The following is a 21,347-nucleotide window of genomic DNA, read 5'->3' as shown; positions in this document are numbered from 1 at the left end:
ACCTCGCAGGGCCGCCGGCGGCGTCGCACGGTGGGCGCTGTGCGGGGCGGGGGCGGGCCCGGGCCCCTCCCCCGCCGGGGCGGTCACTGGTTGGCCAGGACCTGGTTCACCTGTGCCTCGGCCGTGGACAGCAGCTTGTCGAGGTCGGCGTCCTTGTCGGTGAGGACACCGGACATCACGTTGTCGAGGACCTTGTAGAGCTCCTGGGCCTTGGGCGGTTCTGCCTTGCCGGGCACCGGGTTGTCCATGAAGGTCCTGAAGTTGGCGACCGGCATGGTGGCGTTGGCCAGCCGGGCGGCGTCGTCCTTCTTCTTGGACTCCCCCAGCCAGAAGTTGGGCTGCGGGACGCCGACGGGCAGGTGGTCGGCCTTGGTGCGGGCCCAGTCGAACTGGCCCTTGCCTACGGTGAGGTTCTTGTAGTTCAGCCAGGCGACGGCGGCCTTGATCTTGTCGGCGGAGATGCCCTTCTTGATCATGTAGTTGTTGCCGCCGGCGAGCGTGTTCTTCTCCCCGGGGATGGGCCCCATGCCGAAGTTCTCGTACGTCGCGCCGAGTTGCTGGACCATGTAGGCGATGTCGTCGGGGGCGGCGAGGAACATGCCGAGCTTGTCGGTGGCGATCTGCTTCTGCAGGTCGCCCCACTTCAGCAGCTGGGTCTTGCCCATGCTGTCGTCCTGCCAGCGCATGGCGTGGAGGTTGCTCACGACCTGCTTGCCGATCTCGTTGTTGAACGCGGCCTTCCTGCCGCTGGTGTCCACGACGTCGCCGCCGAGGCTGTACATCTGCGCGGTGAAGTGCCAGCCACCGGTGTTCGCCGCGCTGTACTCGCCGTAACCCGCGATGCCGTTGCCGAGCCCGGCGATCTTCTTGGCGGCGGTACGGACCTCCTGCCAGGTGCGCGGCGGATTGTCCGGGTCGAGGCCGGCCTGCCGGAACAGCTTGCGGTTGATGAGCAGGCCCATCGTGTAGTTGCTGGTGGGCAGGCCGTAGAGCTTGCCGTCGTGCTTGAGCGAGCCGAGGACGTTCGGGTCGATGTCCTTCAGCGCGGGCACGGTCTTGCCGTTGACGTAGGCGGTGATGTCCTCGGCGCCGTCGTTGTCGAGCACCTGCGGCAGGTCGGTGAAGTACGTGTAGAACACGTCGGGCTGGGATTTGGCCTTGAGCATCGCGGTGAACCGCGGCGGTTCCAGGCACTGCCCGGGGGTGGAACGGCCCTCGATCGTGACGTGCGGGTAGATCCTGTGGAACGCGGCGACGTCCTCCTTCCACTCCTTCAGCTCGGCCGCCTTGGCCGCCGGGGGCATGCAGTCGATGGTGATCGTCACCTTGGTCTTCGGGTCGAGCGGCGCGGCCGGGTCGGAGGACCCGCTGCCGGAGTTGCCGCTGCCGTTGTCGCTGCTGCTCGTGCCGCAGGCGGCGAGAGCGGTGAGCGCGAGAGCGGAGACGACGACCGCGCCACTGCGGCGGGTACGGCGGAACCGGGCTGTTCTCATGGGTGGTCCCCTTCGGGCAGGAACGGTGAGGTGGCCCCGTCGCCGTTGCGTGGTGGGGCGTTGTGAGGCTCGGCCGAGCCGGGCGGGGCGTCGCACACTCAACCACCGCCGACAAGTGAACGCAATATCTCGCGCAGTTTTCGTAAATCCTCGACAGACTCTGGAAGACGGCCTTCCGTGAGAGTCCGCACGCAGGCAGGCCGGCGCAAGCTCGCACCGAGCTCGCACCGGCCCGCTGTTCATGCGGTGGCGCCCCGCGGGCGCCGGCCGTCACGGATTGATGTTGATCTTGAAGGTGGAGGTGGTGTTGCGTATGTCGACGGCGTTGCCGTTCAACTCCAGCCCGTTGAAGGTCACTTCGCCGACGGCCGGACCCTGGTTGGGCTCGGGCATCTCGTTGGCCCACAGACCGAAGCCCGACTTGGCGTCGAAGGTGTCTGCGCTCTTGCGCGCGCCCGTGACGGAGATGTCGGTGAAGACGGTGTCCTTGATCGGGTTCACCGGCTGCCCGTTGAGGTACTGCGTCTGGAACATGATCCCGCTGTAGGTGGGATCGACGATGTCGACGTGGTTCACCCGGATCCCCTGGAAGACCTTGGACGCCGAGAACAGCCAGATGCCCGGGAAGGTCTGCTGGCCCCAGAAGTGACCGCCCGCCCGCACGACGGAGACGTTCTCGAAGGTCGTCGGATCGGTCCCGAACCCGTTCATCGGATAGCCGAAGTCCAGCGAGGAGATGGTGATCCCCGAGTAGACGAGCGTGTCCGCGATGTAGATGTTGCGGAAGGTGTTGTTGTAGCCGCCGTAGACGGCCACCCCGGCCGCCCGCCAGGTCAGGGTGGTGGTGAGGTTCTCGTAGACGTTGTTCTTCTCGTCCGCGCCGCCCGCGTCGATGGCCGAGAACAGTGCGAAGCTGTCGTCGCCGGTGGCGCGCGCGTCGTTGTTGGTGACGAGGTTGTCGGTGGAGCCGTTGGTCATGTTGACGCCGTCGGCGAACAGGTCCCGTATCCGGGAGTTCCTGATGGTCATCCGGTCGGTGTCGGCGCCCCAGTACAGGCACACCATGTGCTCGTTCCAGATGTCGTCGATGACGATGTCGGACACGCCCGAGAAGTCGAACACCTTGCCTGGGCCGTCGATGCGCGAGGTGTAGTTGCCGAAGTAGGCGAAGCCCTTGAACAGCGACCCCTTGGCCGACGCCTCGGCGCGGAAGCCGATGTCCGTGTTCTCCTGCGAAGCGGGCGCGTGGAAGGTCGTGAACCACGGCCCGGCGCCGACCACCTGCACGGCCTTGCCGTACACCTGGAACTTGCTCGACGTCTCGTAGTCACCCGGCGGCAGATAGACACCGACGAACTTGCCCGTGGAGTCCATACGGACCTTGTCGAGGGCGTCCTGCACCGCCTGGTGCGTGAAGCCGGTGGGCACCACGTACGTGGCCGGGTCGGGGTTGGCGACCGGCGCGGCCTGCTCCAGGCTGACGAAGTCGATCGCGTACGTCGAGGTGTTCGCGGCGTCCTTCTGCAACCGGATCCTGCTGCCCTTGGGCACGGTCTCGCCGAGGAGGATGTGCGCCTCGTCGTAGATGTGCCGTGGAGCCCCGGCGCTCGGGGAGTTGCCGGGTGAGGCCTCCGCCCCGTACAGCCAGGCGTACTTGGAGGTCAGGGGCAGCGCCTTCTTGAAGACACCGTCGACGTAGACGTCGATCGTGGAGTCGATGCCGCCGCCGCCCGGCGCGTCCGGGATCGAGAAACGGGTCACCAGCGTGTTGGTCGCGGCGCGGGTGGTGAACTCGACGTACTCCCCGGTCGCGTCCAGGCTGACGGCCTTACGGCCGGAAGCCTCACCGGCGATGTCCCCGATGGTCCGGTTGGGACCGACGACGGTGGCCCCGCCACCGACCGTGCCGTCCTCCGCCTCGTACATGTCGTACGGCATGTGGGCGCCGCGTCCGACGAACAGCGGCCGGCTGGAGGTGTTGTTCTGGCGCTTGACCGGCACCTCGTTCGCGTCGTCGGCGATCACCGTCCTCACGGTGTACGAGCCGTTGACCGCGGTCCACGCGCCGAGTTCCACGTCTGCCGAGGCGCCGGCGGCGAGGGTGCCGCTGTAGGCGCCGCTCAGGGTCTTGACCGTGTTCCCCTGAGAGTCGGCCAGGGTGAGGGTGACGCCGTGGCTGCCCGTGGCGCTGGCCTTGTTGCCCTGGTTCTTCAGCGCCACCTTGAAGGTGACCGTGTCCCCGGCCGCCGGGCTGGACGGCGAGGTGGTCACCGAGGAAGCGACCAGGTCGGCGCTCTCGACCGGCTTGACCACCAGGGCGGTGGGGCTGGTGTAGGTGTTGTTGGACTCGTTCTGCTCGATCACCTTGTCGCCGTCGTCGGCGACGGCGCTGAGCTGGTACGTGCCGGACTCGCGCTGCCCGAGTGAGGCGGTGACGGTGGTCTGCGCCCCGGCCGCGAGGGGGCCGACCTGCGCTGTGGCGGCTTTGGTACCGCCGAGCCGCACGGCCACGGTGGTCGCCGGGGCGGCGACCGGGCCGCTGTTGCGCACGGTGGCCGAGACGCTGACGGCGTCCGACTCCACGGGGGCGGCGGGCGAGACGGTCAGCCCGGCGACCTCGAGGTCGGGGTTGGGCGCAGGCACCCCGATCACCTGGAACTCAGCCAACTGCCCTGCGGACGAGCCGGAGTTGGCGGTGATCTTCAGCTGTACGTCGGCCACGCGGGCGGAGACGGGCACGGTGACGGTGTTGCCGTCGGCCGGGTCGAACGTGTAGCTCTTGGCCGCGACCAGCGAGGTGAAGCCGTCGGCGCTCTGCTCACGCCCGAGCACCTCGATGGTCTGGGTGCGCTTGGACCAGGCGGAGTCCGGGTTGAGCTTGAGGACCAGGTGGTCGAGATCGGCATTGGCCCCGAGCTTGACGGTGAGCGTGTTCGGGTAACTGCCGCCCGCGCCCTCCCAGTAGGTGCTGAGGTTGTTGTCGTTGGCGTTCTCGGCGGCGTACGTGTACACCACGGACGAGGCACTGATCGGCTTGCCGACGGCGAGATTCGTGCCGCCCCCGCCGCTGCCGTTGCGGGTGACGCTGTTGCTCGGCGCGGACCGGTTGCCCGCCGCGTCCCTGGCCCGCACGGTGTAGGTCACCGTGCTCGTCGCGGGCTGACTGTCGGTGTACGTGGTGACGTCGCCCGCGACACTGGCGCGCAGGGTGTTGTCGGCGTAGATCTCGTACGTCGTGACGCCGAGGTTGTCCGAGGAGGCGGTCCAGGTCAGCTTGATCTTCCCGTCGCCGGGCTCGGTGAGGGCCAGGTTCCCGGGTGCGGTCGGGGCCTGTGTGTCGCCGGTGTCGCCCCTGCGGGTGACGGTGTTGCTGTTGGCGGACTGGTTGCCGGCCGCGTCCCGCGCGCGCACGTAGTAGGAGACGGTCTCACCGGCCGGCCGGGTGTCGGTGAACGTGGTGACGGCCCCGCCGACACTGCTCAGCAGCGACCCGTCGGCATAGATGTCGTACCCGGTCACACCCGTGTCGTCGGTGGCGGCGTTCCAGGTCAGCCGGATCTGCCCGGTGGCCGGCTCGGTGAGCGCGAGAGAGGACGGGGCGCTGGGCGCCTGTGTGTCGCCGGTGCCGGGTCCGTAGATCTCCAGCTCGGAGATCTGGGCGGCGGGCTGGACGGTGTTGGCCGTGACCAGGACCCGCACATATCGGGTGGTGGCCGCGTCGAAGGTGAGGGTCGCCGCGTTGCCGGTCGCGGGATCGAAGGGGTAGGCGCGGGAGGCGGTGAGGTCCGTGAAGTCGGTCCCGTTGGTGCTGCCCTGGATCTTCAGCGTCTGGCTGCGGCTCTCCCAGCCGGCCGGCAGCCGCAGCACGACGCGGTCGACCCGGACGGAGGATCCGAGATCGGCCTGCAGCCACTGCGGGAAGGCGTTGTTGGCGCTCTCCCAGTAGGTGGCGCGGTTGCCGTCGTTCGCGTTCCCCGCGGCGTAGACCTGCGTGGTACTGCTGGCCGTCAGGGTGCGTCCGGCGGCGAGGTTGTCCGACGACGCGGTGGCGGCGTGCACCTCCAGCTCCGACAGCTGCGCCGCCTGCCAGCCGGTGTTGGCGGTGACGGCGATCCGGACGAACCGGGTCTGGGTCGCCGGGAACGCGACCGTCACGGTGTTCGCGGAGGCCGGGCTGAAGGTGTACGTCGCGCTGTTCTTCAGGGTGTTGAAGCTGGTGCCGTCGGCGCTGCCCTGCACGGAGAGGGTCTGGTTGCGGCTCTCCCAGCCCGCGGGCAGCTTCAGGACGACCTCGTCGACGCGCTCGGTGGAGCCCAGGTCGGTCTGCACCCACTGGGGGAAGTCCGGGCCGGCGCTCTCCCAGTACGTGCCCTGGTCGCCGTCGGTGATGTTGGGCGCCGCGTACCCGCTGTGCGTACTGCTGGCCTGGGCAGTGTCCCCCAGCGCGATGTTCGGTCCCCCGGCGGCCCGGGCGGCTGTCAGCGGGCCGCCCAGTGCCAGGAGGCTGGTCACGATCACGGTGCTCAGGGCCCGTGATCTCCCTCTGCGGATTGTCATCGGTCCTCGATCTCTCCCCGTAGCCGTTGTCTGCCTAATCTCCAGTTAGTTTTTTGCGTTCATGGCTCAGAGAGTTGCAGAGGATCATGCGAACGTCTACGGCTCGGGAGCCACATCTTGCTCCGCTTCCCCTATGCCGGGATTCGGGGACCGAACGGTACGCGGGCATGCCGGCAAGGCGAGCGGCGCGCACGGGCAGGCCCTGGGACCGAGTCGTCGCCGACGGCCGTCGCCGTGGGGCGAGTCGGACGGCAGAAGCGCGACACGCACGCCCCGACCTCGAAAACGACGCCGGCGCCGGTCCCCGGGAAAGTCCCGGGGACCGGCGCCGGTCGAACGGTGGCCGAGGGTCAGCTCGCGGGTGCCTGGTCGGTCGAGCCGCGGACCACCAGTTCCGGCTCGAACAGCAGCTCACCGGGGTGGGCCTGGGTGCCCTGGATCTGGGCGCACAGCAACTCGACCACGGCCCGGCCCATCGCCTCGATGGGCTGGCGGACGGTCGACAGCGGCGGCTCCGTGCAGCTCATGAAGGCGGAGTCGTCGAAACCGACGACCGAGACGTCCCCGGGCACGGACAGCCCACGGCGGCGCACCGCCCTGATCGCACCCAGGGCCAGCGGGTCGCTCGCGCACACGATCCCGGTGACGCCCCGCTCGAGCAGGCGCGAGGCGGCCGCCTGCCCGCCCTCCAGCGAGAAGATGGACCGTACGACGAACTCGTCCGGCAGCGCGGCACCGGCAGCCTGCGCCATGGCCTGGGCCGCCTGCAGCTTGCGTCCGGACGGGACGTGGTCGCCGGGGCCGAGGACGAGGCCGATCCGCTCGTGTCCCAGGGAGGACAGGTGACGCCAGGCCTGTTCCACGGCGACGGCGTCGTCGCACGAGACGCAGGGGAAGTCCAGCCCCTCGATGGACGCGTTGATCAGCACGACGGGGATGTTGCGCTCGGCGAGCTGCCGGTAGTGCTCGTGCGGCGCGTCCGCCTGCGCGAACAGGCCACCGGCGAACACCACGCCGGAGACCTGCTGTTGCAGCAGCAGCTCGACGTAGTCCGCCTCGGAGACGCCGCCCTGCGTCTGGGTGCACAGCACCGGCGTCAGCCCCTGCTGCGCCAGGGCACCCCCGATCACCTCCGCGAACGCCGGGAAGATCGGGTTCTGCAGCTCCGGCAGCACCAGGCCGACCAGCCGCGCGCGCTCGCCCCGCAGCTGCGTCGGCCGCTCGTAGCCGAGGACGTCGAGCGCCGTCAGCACGGCCTGCCGTGTCGGCTCGGAGACTCCGGGCTTGCCGTTGAGGACACGGCTCACCGTGGCCTCACTGACCCCCACCTTCTTGGCCACCTGAGCAAGTCGTCGCGTCATACACGCAAGGCTAGCGCAAAGAGCGCAAACCGATTACGCGGATGATGCGGCAGCGAAGCCGTCCGGGCGCAAGCGCGTTGCAAGCGGGCCGAGCGCGGTGCCGGACCGGGCGCGAAGCCCGGCCCGGGCGGGTTCGTGTCCGGCGCCGGGGCGGGCGAGTTGAGTCGGGCGCCCGCTCGTCCGACGCCCGCTCGTCCGGCGCCCCCGGCGTCCGACGCCCACGGCGTCCGGTCTCGCCGTGAGCCCGTGGCCGAGTCCGTGGCGCGAAGTCGACCCGCCCTCGCCCGCGCCGGAGCAGCGGGCGGGCAACCCTCGGGGGCGGAGCTGACGCAGCCCGGTTCAGTTCCGGTGCCGGCGGCGCAGCAGGTGGCGGCCGATGAACGCGGCGGCGAGGACGCCGAGGGCGATCAGGGCGTAGAGCTGGTAGCGGGTGATCTCGTCGTAGACGGCGGTGATGTGGCTGCCGGCCAGGTAGGCCAGAGTGGCCCACAGACCGACCCAGAGCGCGGCGCCGAGGGCGTTGAAGACGAGGAAGCGGCGCCAGGGCATGCCGCTGGTGCCCGCGATGATGCCGTTGGCCTGGCGCAGACCCTCGATGAAGCGGGCCACGGTGACGATCTTGGCGCCGTTGCGGGCGAAGAACTCCTCGGCCCGGTGGAAGCGTTCGGGGGTGAGGAACACGTAGCGACCCCAGCGGTGGACGAATGCGCGTCCGCCGGTCCGCCCGATCAGATAGCCGACGTTGTCTCCCGCGACGGCCGCGGCGAACGCGAGCACCGCGACGGCGACGATGTTCAGCCGCCCGGCCCCGGCGTAGATCCCCGCCGCGATCAGGATCGTCTCGCCCGGGGCGGGAATGCCGAAGTCCTCCACGAAGACGACGGCCCCGACGGCCCAGTAGCCGTAGTGGCTGAGCAGCGGGGCCAGGTGGGCCAACGGGCCAGGCAGAGGCGGCGCCATGTGCCCACCGTACGTCACGCGTGCACGGGTCGGGATCGGCGCGCCGCTCGGCAGGGAGGGCGAGGAGGCGCCCCCGGGACGCGGGAGCAATCACCACCGGCGGGAGACGTGAGGCCAGTTCAGGGCGCACACCTCAACGGCTGTCCGCCTCCACCGCGGCGGCGGCCGGTACCGCTTCCGTCCTGCCGGCCTCCTGCGCTGCTCCGGCCACCGGTGCCGCTCCGCCGGGCCCGGTGGCAGCGGCGTCGCCCGGCAGGGTGGCGCGGCTGCGGCCGGCAACGGCGATGGCCAGCAGCACCAGTCCGCTCACGCCGCCCAGCACGAGGAACGCCAGGCGGTCGGTGGCCGCGTACAGGGCGACGCCGATGACGGGACCGAGGACGTTGCCGATGTCGGAGACCAGGCCGAACAGACCGAAGGCCTTGCCGTCGTGCGCCGTGGCGGCCTTCAGTTCGACGATCCCGCGCCGGGCCGTGAGGAAGAGCGTCGCATAACCGAACATGTAGACCATGAAACTTCCGCCGACGGCCACGAAGTGGGCGCTGGCGGCCATGGCGCACAGTCCGACGGCCGTCAGCGCAAGCCCGGTCGCGGCGAGCGTCCGCAGGGGCGGCGTGTAGCGGCCCAGCAGCCACATCGTCAGGCCCGAGACGGCCAGCCCGGCGACGAAGACCGCCGAGATCGCCGTTCGTGCCGACGTGTGCGCTCCGGCGCTCAGGTAGACCGGCAGGAGCGGTTCGAGGGCCGAGTAGACGAGGAAGGTGAACATGTCGAGTCCGCCGAGCAGCAGGGCCCACACCCACCAGCGGACCGGTGCCGGCCCCGCCGCGGGGGCGTCCGTCCCGGGGGCGGCGTCCGGTTCTTCCGGAGTCTTCGCGGTGTCCTGTCCGGGGATGGCCAGGAGGAGTCCGACAGCCGTCGCCGCGGTGATCAGCGCGCCCGCGAGGAACAGACCCGTCAAGCCGACGGGCACGGCCACTCCGGCGATCAGCGGCCCGAGGAGGAACCCGGCCACGGCGGCCGACCCGAAGTTCCCCATCATCCGGCTCGTCGGGATCCCGTGCCGGCGGCACAGCGCCGTCATGCCCGCGTAGAGGGCCGGGGAGACCAGTCCCTCACCGATCCCCCAGCACACCCGGGCGGCCAGCAGCGTGAAACTGTCCCGGGCCACGGCCGTCAGCGCGATGCCGACCGCGGCGGTGAGCATGGACAACATCGCCACGCGGTCCGCGCGCCACCTGTCGACCCACCATCCGCCGACCGGCTGGGCGAGCGCCTTGGCCCCCGCGAACAGGGCGAAGGTCAGGGCGACGACGACCGGCCCCGCCCCCACCCGGTGCTCCAGGTCCGGCACGAACGGAATCATCACCGTGTAGGACGCGTTGACGCTGATGACGGCTGCCAGAAGCAGCGCGATGCGGCGCCGGCCTGGTCCCATGTCAGTCTCCCCTGATGTAGGCGGACAGCACCTGGTGCATGTGGGCCAGCGCCGGTTCGAGGTCACCACGGTGTCCGGGGGCGTAGACCAGGGCCCACAGATCGGTGCCGGTCAGGGCGTGCCGCTCCTTGAACCGGTAGTTGTCGCGGCCCCACTCGATCCGGCGCATGCCGTGCCGGTACGCCCATTCGGTGCTGCGGTACATGAGCGCCACGTACGTGCTCAGGTCGTGGAGCGTGGCGTAGTCGACGCCGCCGCACATGAAGGTCACCTCCGACCCGCGCCGGAAGGCGAAGAAGGCCCCGACCAGGCGGCCGTCCACCTCGGCGGCCACCAGCATGGCGCCGGGCACCCGCAACATGCCGTGCAGGGCGTCCTCGTCGAACAGGGCCGGCCAGTCGTTCTTGTCGCTCGTGTCGACGGTCAGCGGGTACGCGGCGGGCACCAGCGCGTGCGCCTCCGCTCCCTCGACCATACGGATTCGCAGGCCGCGCTCGTCGGCCCGGCGCAGCCGCCTCTGCACATCCCGCCTGATCTTGTTGGTGACGCGGTTCATGTGGTCGCCGAAGTCGCCGGAGAGGTCGCAGCTGTAGGTGCGTTCGAGCAGGACGCGGCCGACCGGGGGCCCGGCCACCGCGAGCCAGTCGGCCATGCCCTCCTCGGTGAGGTTGGGCACGACGAGCAGCTCGGCCGGTCCGGAGGCGATCCATTCCATGGCGGTGGCGTACGCGCCCCGGACCAGCGCGCCGGGCACATGTCCGCGCTTGCCGTACATCGAGTACGGGGAGCCGGCGAAGACCACCGGGTCGCCGAACCGGCCCACCAGGCCGACCTGCCGCTCGTATCCGTCCCAGAACGGCGACTCGTGCACGGCGTAGAGCGGGAGGACCGACGCCCCGTCGGGGTCCGCCGGATCGGTGTGCACGTACGCGTGACGGAAGCGTTTCTCGATACCGATGCCTTCCCAGGCACGCAGCCAGTCGGCGGAGTCGTAGAGGCAGCTGGCGGCCACCTGCTCCGGCACCTCGTCGGACAGCCGCCAGTCGGCCGTGGTTACCACGGACCGGCCGGTTTGTGTGGTGTCCACCCCGCACACCTCCTGCTCGGGCCATCGGGTCGGGACGGGGACACGGTAGGGACGGCACCTCTCACGGTGGTCTCACGCCGGTCTCGCCTCGGGCCGCCCGGCCCTGGCCGGCCCGAGGCGAGCGACCCGCAATCCAGGTGCGCACCCGGGGAATTGAGTGGCCGGATATCACCGTGAGAACGCGACAAGAGCGGCGGGCCCTAGCGTCCATCTCAGGGCCGGGGGGCCACGGCGTCGTGGACGGCTCGTCGACATCGAGGTGCACACCGTGCCGCGCACGGATGGTGGTGCACCCATCCCGGTTCATGCATTCCGGCGACACGGAGCAGGCGGGGCCTGTTCCGCTCACAAGGGGAGAGACATGAAGGCGCAGCTGGCGATGTTCGGCAGCAAGCCCGTGGTTCGTCCGGAACATCGGCGGCTGGAGTGGCCGGTGGTGACGCAGGCGGACAAGGACGCCGTGCTGCGGGCCCTGGACAGCCGCAAGTTCACGGTCGGCGCGAAGAACGAGCAGGAGATCAGCGGGCTCGAGACGGAATGGGCCGAGTTCTGCGACACCCGTTACGCGGTGGCCGTCAACAGCGGCACCGTGGCGCTGGAGCTGGCGCTGACCGCCCTCGGCCTCCAGCCCGGGGACGAGGTGATCGTGCCGGCCCTCAGCTATGTGGCGACCGCGATGGCGCCGCTGTACCAGCTGGCGATCCCGGTCTTCGTGGACATCGACCCGGTCACGTTCAACATCGACGTGCGGCAGATCGAAGCGAAGATCACGTCCCGTACGCGGGCGATCGTCCCGGTCCATCTCGGTGGCCTGCCCGCCGACATGGACGAGATCCGCGCCCTGGCACGCAAGTACGACCTGCTGGTGGTCGAGGATGCCGTGCAGGCGCAGGGCGGGAAGTACCGCGGCGAGACCGCCGGCTCCATGGGCGCCGCCTCGGTGTTCAGCCTCAACGTGGAGAAGAGCATCCCGACGTGCGGTGAAGGCGGCCTGATCGTCACCGACGACGAGGACGTCGCCGAGCGCTGCCGGAGCCTGCGCATCCTGGGCGAGGACCTCAGCACGGAGGAACGGCTGTACGTGTCCGCCACCCGCGGATCGAACCTCAAGCTCAGCTCGGTGCTGGCCGCCTTCACCAGGTCGCAGCTGGCCCGGTTCTGGGACTACCAGGTGCGCCGCGAGCAGAACATCCCCGTCTTCCTGTCGCGGCTCGCGGCGCTGCCGGGCATCGTCGTCCCGCCCGTCCCGGACGACCGTACCCACATGTGGCACATGCTGCGCTTCCGTTTCGACCCGCAGGCGGCGGGCCTGGACGGGGTCACGCCGGGCCGGTTCCGCCAGGCGCTGCGCCGCGCCCTGCTCGCGGAGGGTGTGCCGCTGACGCACTACCAGATCATTCCGCTGCCCGGTCAGCCGGTGTTCCAGGAGCAGAACGCCTACGGCAACGGCCTTCCGTGGTCGCTGCCGGGCGCCAACCCGCAGCGTTACGACCTGGCCGACTATCCCGTGACCTGCCAGGTCATCGAGGACTCCCTCTGCCTGCGGCGCATGCACCTGAACCCCGACGCCGGCCCCGCGCTGGACGAGTACGCGACCGCCTTCGAGCGGGTCTGGGAGAACCTCGACGTCATCGCCCGCTTCGCGCGCGCCCTCGACTACGAGCCGCCGTGGGCCGCCGTCAAGGGACACGGCCGGAAGGTCGGTGTGCCGGCGTGAGCCTTCAGATCGCCGAGGCGGTCACGGACGAGGCCGCGCGCTGGGACGACCTGCGCAGCCGGGCGATGACGGTCCGGGAGCACGTGCTCAGGATCGGGGCCGGTGCGATCGGCACGCACGTGGGCGGCTCCCTGTCGGCGACGGACATCCTCGTGGCCCTCTACTTCGGGGTCATGCGGGTGCGCCCGGACGAGCCGGACTGGGCGGGGCGCGACCACTTCGTGCTCAGCAAGGGCCATGCCAGCGCCGCGCTGTACGCGACGCTCGCCGAGCGGGGGTACCTGGCCCCCGATGAGCTGGACACCTACGGCAGCGCCACCGGGCGGCTGATGGCGCACCCGACACCCGCGGTGCCGGGCGTGGAGTTCGCCACCGGGTCACTCGGCCACGGTCTGTCGCTGGCCACCGGACTCGCCCTGGCCGCCCGCCGGGCCGGACGGCCCAACCGGGTCTTCACCCTGATGGGCGACGGCGAGCTGCAGGAGGGGTCGGTCTGGGAAGCGGCCATGGCGGCCGCCCATCTGGAACTGGACAACCTGACCGCGGTGGTGGACCGCAACCGTCTGCAGATCAGCGGTCCCACCGAGGGCCGGATGGGGCTCGAGCCCCTCGCCGACAAGTGGCGGGCCTTCGGCTGGCAGGTGGCCGAGGTGAACGGGCACGACTTCGCCGAACTGGTTCCGGCGCTGCGGTCCGTCCCGGTTCCGGGGCGCCCGACCATGCTGATCGCGGAGACGGTCAAGGGGCGCGGGGTGCGCCATCTGGAGCACCGCAAGCAGAGCCACTTCGCCAAGCTCGGTGAGGCGGCGTACGAGCGAGCGCTGGCCGCCCTGCGAGCCTCCTCATGAGCGGCACGCTCAGCGGGGCAGGCACGGCGCGGGCGGCCGCCGAGCCCCGGCAGGACGGCTCCGACCGGGCCGCCTACCGGGCGACGCTGCTCGAACTGGCGCAGGCGGACCGGCGGATCTGGTGCCTGGACTCCGACATGGGCGGGCTGGAGAAGCAGTTCGAGGCCGTCCTGCCGGAACAGTACGTGGACCTCGGGATCGCCGAGGCCAATCTGATGTCCGTCGGGGCGGCTCTGGCCAGTACCGGGCTCCTGCCCTTCGTCAACACCATGGCCGCCTTCGCCTCCGCGCGGGCCCTGGAACAAGTCAAGATCGACATCGCCTACCACCGGCTGCCGGTCCGTATCGTCGCCACGCATTCCGGCCTGTCCGCAGGCCACTTGGGGCCGACCCACCACGCACAGCAGGACCTCGCCGTGATGCGGTCGCTGCCTCACATGACGGTGATGACGCCCGCGGACGCCGGCGAGACGGTGCGGATGGTCAACGCCGCGGCCTACCTGCCCGGCCCGGTGTACATCCGGCTCGGCCGCGGTCCGACCGACCCGGTCCACCACGGCGACGCCGGCTTCACCGTCGGCCGGGCGGCGGAGCTGCGCACCGGCGGCGACGTGACGATCATCGCTGCCGGTTCCCACCCCGTCCTCTTCGCGCTGGAGGCGGCCCGCCGGCTCGCCGGGCAGGGCATCGAAGCGGCGGTGCTGAACATGCACACCATCAAGCCCCTCGATGTCGCGGCGGTGGTGCGGGCCGCCGACACCACCGCCGGCATCGTGACCGTCGAGGACCACTCGGTGCTCGGCGGGCTGGGCGGCGCGGTCGCCGAGGCCGTCGCCGAACACCGGCCTGCCCGGGTGCTGCGGGTCGGGGTGAGTGACGCCTTCGCGTCCCGGCCCGGCGACCACCGCACCCAGCTCCGCGCCGCCGGCGTCAGTGCGGAGCACGTCGTCGCCGCCGCCCGGGCCGTCCTGAACGGCCGGCCCCGCACGACATCCGTTCTCCACCCTCACACCATGAAGGAGAGTGCGTCATGACCACCGTCACCACGAACACCTGCCCGGAGTGCGCCGCGTCCGTACCGACGGCGCCGGACCTGCGCGTGACGTCGATCGTCGTCTGCCCGGGCTGCCAGGTGGAGCTGGAGATCATCTGCCTGGACCCGGTCGAGTTCGCGCTCGCTCCGGAGATCGAGGAAGACTTCGGGGAGTAACGGGTGACCACGAGCGTGTCGCAGGACGGCCTCCTGGCCGTCCTGACCACCCGCGTCCGCCTGGAGGAGCGGCAGATCTTCGCCGCCCTCGAGCGACGCGGTGTCCCGTACGTGCCGATCGACGACCGTACGCTGATCAGCGACCTCCACGCCGCGCCGCCGGTGCGCTACCGGGGGGTGCTGAACCGGATCATGTCGCACACGCGCAGCGTCTACGCGGCGCGGCTCTTCGAGTCGACGGGCCATCAGGTCCTCAACCCGAGCGGCGTCATCGAGGTCTGCGGCGACAAGATCCTCACGTCGCTGGCCCTGGTGCGCGCCGGGTTGCCGACCCCGCGGACCGTGGTGGCGGTGACCCCCGACGCGGCGCTGCGGGCCATCGAGGAGATCGGGTACCCGGCGGTGGTCAAGCCCGCCGTCGGGTCGTGGGGCCGGCTGCTGTCGAAGGTCAACGACCGGGACGCGGCGGAGACGCTGATCGAGCACAAGCAGGCGCTGCGTTCACCGGTGCACTCGGTGTTCTACGTCCAGGAACTCGTCGACAAGCCGGGCCGCGACATACGGGCCATCGTGCTCGATGATCAGGTCGTCGCGGCCGTCTACCGCAGGTCGGAGCACTGGATCACCAACACGGCGCGCGGTGCGGCCACGGAGGCGTGCGAGGTCACGCCGGACCTGGCCAAGCTCGCGCTGCGGGCCGCGGAGGCGGTCGGCGGCGGCATGCTGGCGGTCGATCTGATCGAACGCTCCGACGGCGAGGTCCTGGTCACCGAGGTCAACCACACCATGGAGTTCCACGGGCTCGGCTCGGCCACCGGACTGGACATCGCCGACCTCCTCGTCGGCCACGTCCTGGAAACGGTGGTCGCGTGAGAGCCTCGGTGATCGGCGCCGGCGGTTACATCGGCGGCGAACTCGTCCGGCTGCTGCTGCAGCATCCGCACGTGGAGCTGGTCCAGGCCACCTCGACGCGCCTTCGTGGGCGTCCGCTCAGCGCCGCGCATCCCAATCTGCGCGGCCAGAGCGACCTGTCCTTCGTGGCCGAGGAGGACCTGTCGGAGTCCGACGTCGTCTTCCTCGCGGTGCCGCACGGGGCGTCGGCCAAGAACATCGACACCTGGTCCGCGCTGGCGCCGCGGGTGGTGGACCTGAGCGCCGACTTCCGGCTCCACGGCAGCGCCCGCCGGGAACGCTTCTACTCCGGTGCCGCACCGGAGGAGTCCTGGCTGGCGCGGTTCCAGCCGGGCATCCCCGAACTGCACCGCGAGCGGCTGCGCGGGGCCACCCACATCGCGGTACCGGGCTGCATGGCCAACGCCGCCATCCTCGCCCTGCATCCGCTCGCCGCGGCGGGCCTGCTCGCGGGCACGGCCCTGGTCGACGCCCGTACCGGCTCCAGCGGCGGCGGCAGGACGCCCGACGAGGGCAGTCACCATCCCGAGCGCAGCGGCGCCCTGCGCATGGCCAAGCCGCACGGTCACCGGCACACGGCGGAGATCGAGCAGGCCTGCGGTGTACCCGTGCACATGACTGTGACCGGCATCGAGGCGGTGCGCGGCATCCAGGTGGCCTGCCACATCACGCCGTCCCGGGCCGTCACCGAGCGCGAGCTGTGGGCGCTCTACCGCGCGGCCTACCAGGACGAGCCGTTCGTACGGCTGGTCAGGGAGCGGTCCGCCCTGCGCCGGATGCCGGAGCCGAAGATCCTCAGCGGCACCAACTACTGCGACATCGGCCTGTCGCTCAACGCGGAGGGAGATCACCTCATCGTCGTGGCGGCCATCGACAACCTGGTGAAGGGAGGTGCCGGCAATGCCGTCCAGTGCTTCAACATCGCCGCCGGCCATGACGAGACCGCGGGACTGCGGTTCGCCGGGCTCCACCCGGCCTGAGCGGTTCGTGATCAAGGTGGGCGGCTCGCTCGGCGCGGAGATGGCCCGCGCCTGCGCCGACATCGCCCACCTCGTCCAGCAGGGCGGCGAGGTGGTCGTCGTGCACGGCGGCGGCGCCGAGGCCGACCGGCTCGCCGCCGAACTCGGCCGGCCGGTACGCACCATGACCGCGCCGAACGGCCGGCACAGCCGCTACACCGACGCCGCCGCGCTCGACGCGCTGGTCATGTCGATGCTCGGGCGCGTCAAACCGAAGCTGGTCGCGGAGCTGGCCGGCGCGGGCCTGCGCCCCGTCGGCCTGTCGGGGATCGACGGATCCCTGGTCACGGCCCGCAGGACCCCGCCGGCCAGAGCCGTGGTCGACGGGGTCGAGCGGGTCGTACGCGACGACTTCTCCGGACGCGTCCAGGAGGTGGATCCGGACCTCCTGCTGACCCTGCTGGGCGGCGGCTACGTTCCCGTGCTGTCGCCTCCGGCACGGGACCCGGCCGACGGCATGCTCAATGTCGACGCCGACCGGTTCGCGGCACGGCTCTCGGTGGCCCTGGGGGCCGACTGGCTGATCGTCCTGTCCAACGTGCCCGGGCTGCTGCGCGACCCCGCGGATCCGGCCAGCCTGGTCGCGGAGGTGCCCGGCGAGGAGCTGGGCGCCTACCTGGACGGCGCGGGCGGGCGCATGAAGGTGAAACTCCGCAGCGCGGGTGAGGCCTTCCTGGCCGGCGTCCCGCACGTCGTCCTCGCCGACGGCCGCCTGGACTCCCCGGTGCTCGCCGCCCGGGCCGGGACCGGCACGACGTTCGTCCGAGGGTCCCGTCGGCCCTCCCCGCCGTGAAACGCCCGCACGTCCCTTCCCCGCAAGGAGTTCCGATGAGTACACGCGCCGAGTCGCTGCTGCACCGCATGGTCGACATCCCGTCGCCGTCGGGCGAAGAGGCGGAGCTGGCCGCCTTCCTCGCCGGGGAGCTGCGGGAGTGGGGCTTCGAGACGCACCTCGACGAGGTCGGCAACGTCATTGCCGCACGCGGGCCGGCCTCCGGCCCGACCATCATGCTCATCGGCCACATGGACACCGTGCCGGGCTCGCTCGAGGTGCGGCGGGAGGGCACCGTCCTGTACGGCCGTGGCACGGTGGACGCCAAGGGACCGCTGGCCACCATGATCTGCGCGGCCGCGGCCGCCGAGGTCGGCCAGGAGGTGCGCCTGGTGGTCGCGGGCGTGGTCGAGGAGGAGACCTTCGGGCGGGGCGCGACGCACCTTCTCGAGGGACACCGGCCCGACGCCGCCTTCGTCGGGGAACCCAACGGGTGGTCCGGCGTCGGCATCGGTTACAAGGGGCGGGTCGTGGTGCGGTACGCCGTGCGCCGTCCCGCCGTGCACACGGCGAGCCCGGAGGAGAAGGCGACCGAGGCGGCCGTCGCCTTCTGGAACAAGGTGGCCGGCTACTGCGAGGCGCACGCGGCGGGCACCCGTGCCTTCGACCGGCCCATCCCGACGCTGACGGAGATGGGCGGCACGATCGAAGAGGCGAGGATGACCGTCGCCTGCCGCACCCCCCCGGGGTTCGACCTGGAGGCGTTCGAACGGTTCCTGACCGACGCCGCCGGCGACGCCGTGCTGGAGATCGACGACCGGACCCCTGCGGTGCGCGTGGACACCCGGGGCGCCGCGGTGCGCGCCCTGTGCTCCGCGATACGGGCTCAGGGCGCGCGTCCGACGCTGAAGCTCAAGACGGGCACGGCCGACCTCAACATCGTCGAGCCGCACTGGAACGTGCCGATGGCCGTCTACGGCCCGGGCGACTCCGCTCTCGACCACACCGACCGGGAGCACATCGATCTCGCCGAGTACGCGAAGGCCGTCGATGTGCTCCGGCAGGCGCTGGAGACGCTCGCCGCCGAGCTCGTAGCGGCCGAGGAGCGGGCCGAAGAGCGGGCCGAAGAGCGGGCCGAGGAGACGGCAGCGGCCGGTGTCCGGTGACGCAAGGCGGTCGCTCAGGACACGCCCCGCAGGGCGAGCCCGGGGTACACGACGGCCTCGGGCGGGAGGACCGGGTCGCCGGAGATGATCCGCTGGTGCAGTTCCTGGAGGCGCGCGCAGGGGTCGAGGCCGACATGGCTGATCAGTGCGGCCCGGCCCGCGTGGTAGACCGCGAGGGCGTCGGCCCGGCGGTCGGACAGGTAGAGCGCCGTCATCAGGTGCCAGCGGAGCTGTTCGCGTAACGGGTGCTCGTCGACCAGCAGGCTCAGTTCGCCGACCAGTTCCCGGTGGTGACCGAGGGAGAGCTCGACGTCGAAGCACTCCTCCAGCAACGTGAGCCGGCGCTCGGCCCAGTACGCCGCGACCGGTTCCAGCGCCCGGCTCGTCAGCCCGGCCAGCGGCTCTCCCCGGAACAGCGCCAGAGCGGCGCGGTAGTCGGCGACGGCGCCCACCGGATCGCCGGCCCGGGCCCGGAGCCGGCCGCGCTCCCTGAGCTGCTCGAAGAGCTGGGTGTCCACGGATCCGTCGGGCAGCCGCAGCAGGTAGCCGCCGCGGACCGTCTCGATGAGGTCGGCCCGGGACCCGGCCTGGACGAGTGCCTTGCGGACCCGCCACACACAGGTCTGTATCTGTTTGTCCGCGGTGACCGGCGGGGTGTCGCCCCACACCGCGTCGACCAGCCTGCCGAGGGGGACAGCCTTGTTGACCTCGGTCACCAGCACGGCCAGGACCGTGAGCTGGCGGCTTTCGGGGAGGGCGGCCTCCCGTTTGCCGGAACAGACCCGCAACGGCCCGAGGACGCGGAAGAAGGTCTTGCGGGCACTGTCGGACGACGATTCGACGATCATGGGAATCCTCGGTTCGGTGAGGGTGCCGAATGCGCTGTGTCAGCTCTTGTCTTCGTCACCTTCGGTTTTGAAGATCGAGACGTACGTCAGGGGTGTTTCCGCGACGAAGTGGGTGTGTGCGGAGCCCGCGGCGGCGGCGAAGACGTCGCCGCGGGTCATGGTGCGGCCCTGGTTGCTGCAGGTGCCCTCGATGACGTAGAGGAACTCGGCGTGCCGGTGCACGTGCGGCTCCGTCCGGTAGCCGGGCTCGGCCTCCACGATGGCCACGTGGTAGCCGTCCGCACGGGCGGCGATCCTGGCCCGCGCCTTGCCCTGGGTGCCCCAGGGGATCCACGGGAGCTCGTCGTCGCCGTCGACGCGGGCGATGTCCCAGCCTTCGAGTGAGGGTTCCATGGCTTCTCCTGGCACGGGTGGCGCGGGTGCCCGCGGGGGTTCGGGCACCCGCGCCGGTCGGGGGGACGGTCAGGCGGTGGCGGCCGCGGTGCGGTCCGCGTCGGGGGCGGCCGCCTCGGACTCGGCGGCCGGGGTGTCGGCGGGCTGCGGCCGGCGCGGGATACCCAGCGCGCACAGCGCGCCGGCGAGTACGACGCCGACACCCACCCACACCGCCGGGTGCATGCCGTCGACGAAGTCCGTGGGCGACGCGGTGCTGCCGTGGCCGGCGAAGACGGTGCTCAGTACGGCGATGCCGAGCGCGCCGCCCACTTCGCGGACGGTGGTGTTGGCTCCGGACGCCTTGCCGGCGTGCTCCTGGCTGACCGAGCCGAGCACCACGGCCGCGGTGGGCGCGAAGACGAAGCCCATGCCGATGCCGGCGACCACCATGGGCGCGACCAGGGTCGGGTAGGAGGTGTCGGTGCCGGCGATCACGTTGATCCAGGCCAGGCCGGCGCCTTGCAGGAAGAGGCCGAGGGCCATCAGCCGTCCGCCGCCGACCTTGTTGGTCAGCATGCCCGCGACGGGGGCGACGAACATCGGCATCAGGGTCCAGGCGAGTGTCCGCACGCCCGCCTCGAAGGGGGTGCGCGGCGGGGCGATCTGCAGGTACTGGGCGAGCAGGAAGAGCGAGCCGAAGACGCCGAAGTACATGCTGGCGGAGACGATGTTGGTGAGCGTGAAGGCGCGTACCCGGTAGAAGGAGAGCGGCAGCATCGGCTGCGGGGCGCGGCGCTCCCAGAGCAGGAAGAGGACCAGCAGTACGGCCCCGGCGGCGAATGCCGCGAGCACGGTGCCGGAGGTCCAGCCGTCGGTGGAGGCGTGCACGATGCCCCAGACCACGGCGAACAGGGCGGCCGAGGCGAGCAGCATGCCCAGCAGGTCCAGCCCCACGCCCTCCAGGCGGCTCTCTTTCAGGACGAAGCGGATCAGCGGGACGGCGACGATGCCGACCGGCACGTTGACCCAGAAGATCCACTGCCAGTCCAGGCCGTCCACCACCGCGCCGCCGACCACGGGGCCCATGGCCACGGCCAGGCCGCTGATGCCGGACCACAGGCCGAGCGCCAGGCCGCGCTTTCGGGCCGGCACGGCCTGGGAGAGCAGGGTGAGGGAGAGCGGCATCACGGCCGCGGCGCCGATGCCCTGGACGGCCCGGGCGGCGATCAGTTCGCCGCTGGTGGTGGCGAGGCCGCAGAAGACGGAGGCGACGGTGAAGAGGGTGATGCCGAGGACGAAGACCCGACGGCGGCCGAAGCGGTCACCGAGCGCGGCGGCGGTGAGCAGCAGGCAGGCGAAGCTGAGCACGTACGCGTTGACGAACCACTGCAGGTCCTGCGTGGAGGCGTCGAGCTCTGCGGACAGGGTGTGCAGCGCGGTCGAGACGACCAGGTTGTCCAGCGCGACCATGAACATCGGGACGCTGGAGGCCACGATCGACAGCCACAGCGGCGCCGACCGGGTATCGGGCTTGGGCATGGGGGTCTCCTCGGCGGTTCTTCAGGGGAAGGCGAAGGGAACGGA

Annotated in this window: 17 protein-coding genes; 8 read left to right on the top strand and 9 right to left on the bottom strand. The window is 71.1% G+C overall.

Annotation, left to right across the window (positions count from 1 at the left end; genetic code table 11):
* Positions 1 to 83: 83 nt before the first annotated feature.
* From ACZ67Q_RS34270 to ACZ67Q_RS34245, 6 genes are all read right to left on the bottom strand, one after another.
* Positions 84 to 1,493: an extracellular solute-binding protein gene (locus tag ACZ67Q_RS34270; RefSeq protein ID WP_471190170.1), complete on the bottom strand. Its 1,410-nt coding sequence runs from the start codon at positions 1,491 to 1,493 to the stop codon at positions 84 to 86.
* Between the two features lie 270 nt (positions 1,494 to 1,763).
* Positions 1,764 to 6,050, bottom strand: coding sequence for a discoidin domain-containing protein (locus tag ACZ67Q_RS34265; RefSeq protein WP_471190168.1), 4,287 nt, complete (start codon positions 6,048 to 6,050; stop codon positions 1,764 to 1,766).
* Between the two features lie 350 nt (positions 6,051 to 6,400).
* Entirely contained in the window at positions 6,401 to 7,411 is a 1,011-nt protein-coding gene (locus tag ACZ67Q_RS34260) for a LacI family DNA-binding transcriptional regulator (RefSeq protein WP_471190166.1), read from the bottom strand.
* Positions 7,412 to 7,750: 339 nt separating this feature from the next.
* On the bottom strand, positions 7,751 to 8,371 hold the full coding sequence (locus ACZ67Q_RS34255) for a DedA family protein (protein WP_471190164.1): 621 nt from the start codon (positions 8,369 to 8,371) through the stop codon (positions 7,751 to 7,753).
* A gap of 133 nt (positions 8,372 to 8,504) precedes the next feature.
* Complete coding sequence (locus tag ACZ67Q_RS34250; protein WP_471190162.1) at positions 8,505 to 9,809, bottom strand: MFS transporter; 1,305 nt, start codon at positions 9,807 to 9,809, stop codon at positions 8,505 to 8,507.
* 1 nt (position 9,810) lies between these two features.
* A complete protein-coding gene (locus ACZ67Q_RS34245) occupies positions 9,811 to 10,896 on the bottom strand; it encodes a GNAT family N-acetyltransferase (RefSeq protein WP_471190160.1) in 1,086 nt (361 codons plus the stop codon).
* Positions 10,897 to 11,257: 361 nt separating this feature from the next.
* On the opposite strand from ACZ67Q_RS34245, the gene ACZ67Q_RS34240 reads away from it, so the two are divergent.
* The 8 genes from ACZ67Q_RS34240 to ACZ67Q_RS34205 are packed head-to-tail and all read left to right on the top strand — an operon-like array spanning position 11,258 to position 18,540.
* Positions 11,258 to 12,613, top strand: a complete 1,356-nt coding sequence (locus ACZ67Q_RS34240; protein ID WP_471190157.1) for a DegT/DnrJ/EryC1/StrS family aminotransferase — start codon at positions 11,258 to 11,260, stop codon at positions 12,611 to 12,613.
* Positions 12,610 to 13,461, top strand: a complete 852-nt coding sequence (locus ACZ67Q_RS34235) for a transketolase (protein WP_471190156.1) — start codon at positions 12,610 to 12,612, stop codon at positions 13,459 to 13,461. Before ACZ67Q_RS34240 ends, ACZ67Q_RS34235 begins: the two co-directional genes overlap by 4 nt.
* Positions 13,458 to 14,495: a transketolase family protein gene (locus ACZ67Q_RS34230; RefSeq protein ID WP_471190154.1), complete on the top strand. Its 1,038-nt coding sequence runs from the start codon at positions 13,458 to 13,460 to the stop codon at positions 14,493 to 14,495. The genes ACZ67Q_RS34235 and ACZ67Q_RS34230 overlap by 4 nt, the downstream gene beginning before the upstream one ends.
* Positions 14,492 to 14,671 (top strand): lysine biosynthesis protein LysW, encoded by a 180-nt coding sequence (locus ACZ67Q_RS34225; protein ID WP_471190152.1) that lies wholly within the window; start codon positions 14,492 to 14,494, stop codon positions 14,669 to 14,671. The genes ACZ67Q_RS34230 and ACZ67Q_RS34225 overlap by 4 nt, the downstream gene beginning before the upstream one ends.
* Before the next feature lie 3 nt (positions 14,672 to 14,674).
* A complete protein-coding gene (gene lysX, locus ACZ67Q_RS34220) occupies positions 14,675 to 15,544 on the top strand; it encodes a lysine biosynthesis protein LysX (protein ID WP_471190150.1) in 870 nt (289 codons plus the stop codon).
* Entirely contained in the window at positions 15,541 to 16,563 is a 1,023-nt protein-coding gene (gene argC, locus ACZ67Q_RS34215; protein WP_471190148.1) for an N-acetyl-gamma-glutamyl-phosphate reductase, read from the top strand. The genes lysX and argC overlap by 4 nt, the downstream gene beginning before the upstream one ends.
* Entirely contained in the window at positions 16,517 to 17,395 is an 879-nt protein-coding gene (locus ACZ67Q_RS34210) for a [LysW]-aminoadipate kinase (RefSeq protein WP_471190146.1), read from the top strand. The genes argC and ACZ67Q_RS34210 overlap by 47 nt, the downstream gene beginning before the upstream one ends.
* 35 nt (positions 17,396 to 17,430) lie before the next feature.
* Complete coding sequence (locus tag ACZ67Q_RS34205) at positions 17,431 to 18,540, top strand: [LysW]-lysine hydrolase (protein WP_471190144.1); 1,110 nt, start codon at positions 17,431 to 17,433, stop codon at positions 18,538 to 18,540.
* A 14-nt stretch (positions 18,541 to 18,554) separates the two neighbouring features.
* Here the strand turns inward: ACZ67Q_RS34205 and ACZ67Q_RS34200 are convergent, their stop codons facing one another.
* From ACZ67Q_RS34200 to ACZ67Q_RS34190, 3 genes are all read right to left on the bottom strand, one after another.
* Complete coding sequence (locus ACZ67Q_RS34200) at positions 18,555 to 19,388, bottom strand: AfsR/SARP family transcriptional regulator (protein ID WP_471190142.1); 834 nt, start codon at positions 19,386 to 19,388, stop codon at positions 18,555 to 18,557.
* Between the two features lie 39 nt (positions 19,389 to 19,427).
* The gene (locus ACZ67Q_RS34195; RefSeq protein WP_471190140.1) at positions 19,428 to 19,781 is read right to left on the bottom strand and encodes a cupin domain-containing protein; all 354 of its coding nucleotides are present in this window, start codon (positions 19,779 to 19,781) and stop codon (positions 19,428 to 19,430) included.
* 69 nt (positions 19,782 to 19,850) lie between these two features.
* Positions 19,851 to 21,302: an MFS transporter gene (locus ACZ67Q_RS34190; RefSeq protein ID WP_471190138.1), complete on the bottom strand. Its 1,452-nt coding sequence runs from the start codon at positions 21,300 to 21,302 to the stop codon at positions 19,851 to 19,853.
* Between the last annotated feature and the right edge of the window lie 45 nt (positions 21,303 to 21,347).

This window comes from Streptomyces sp. NPDC036813, from assembly GCF_055609245.1.
Note: the sequence above shows the minus strand (reverse complement) of the source record. Positions and strands in the feature narration are given on the sequence as shown.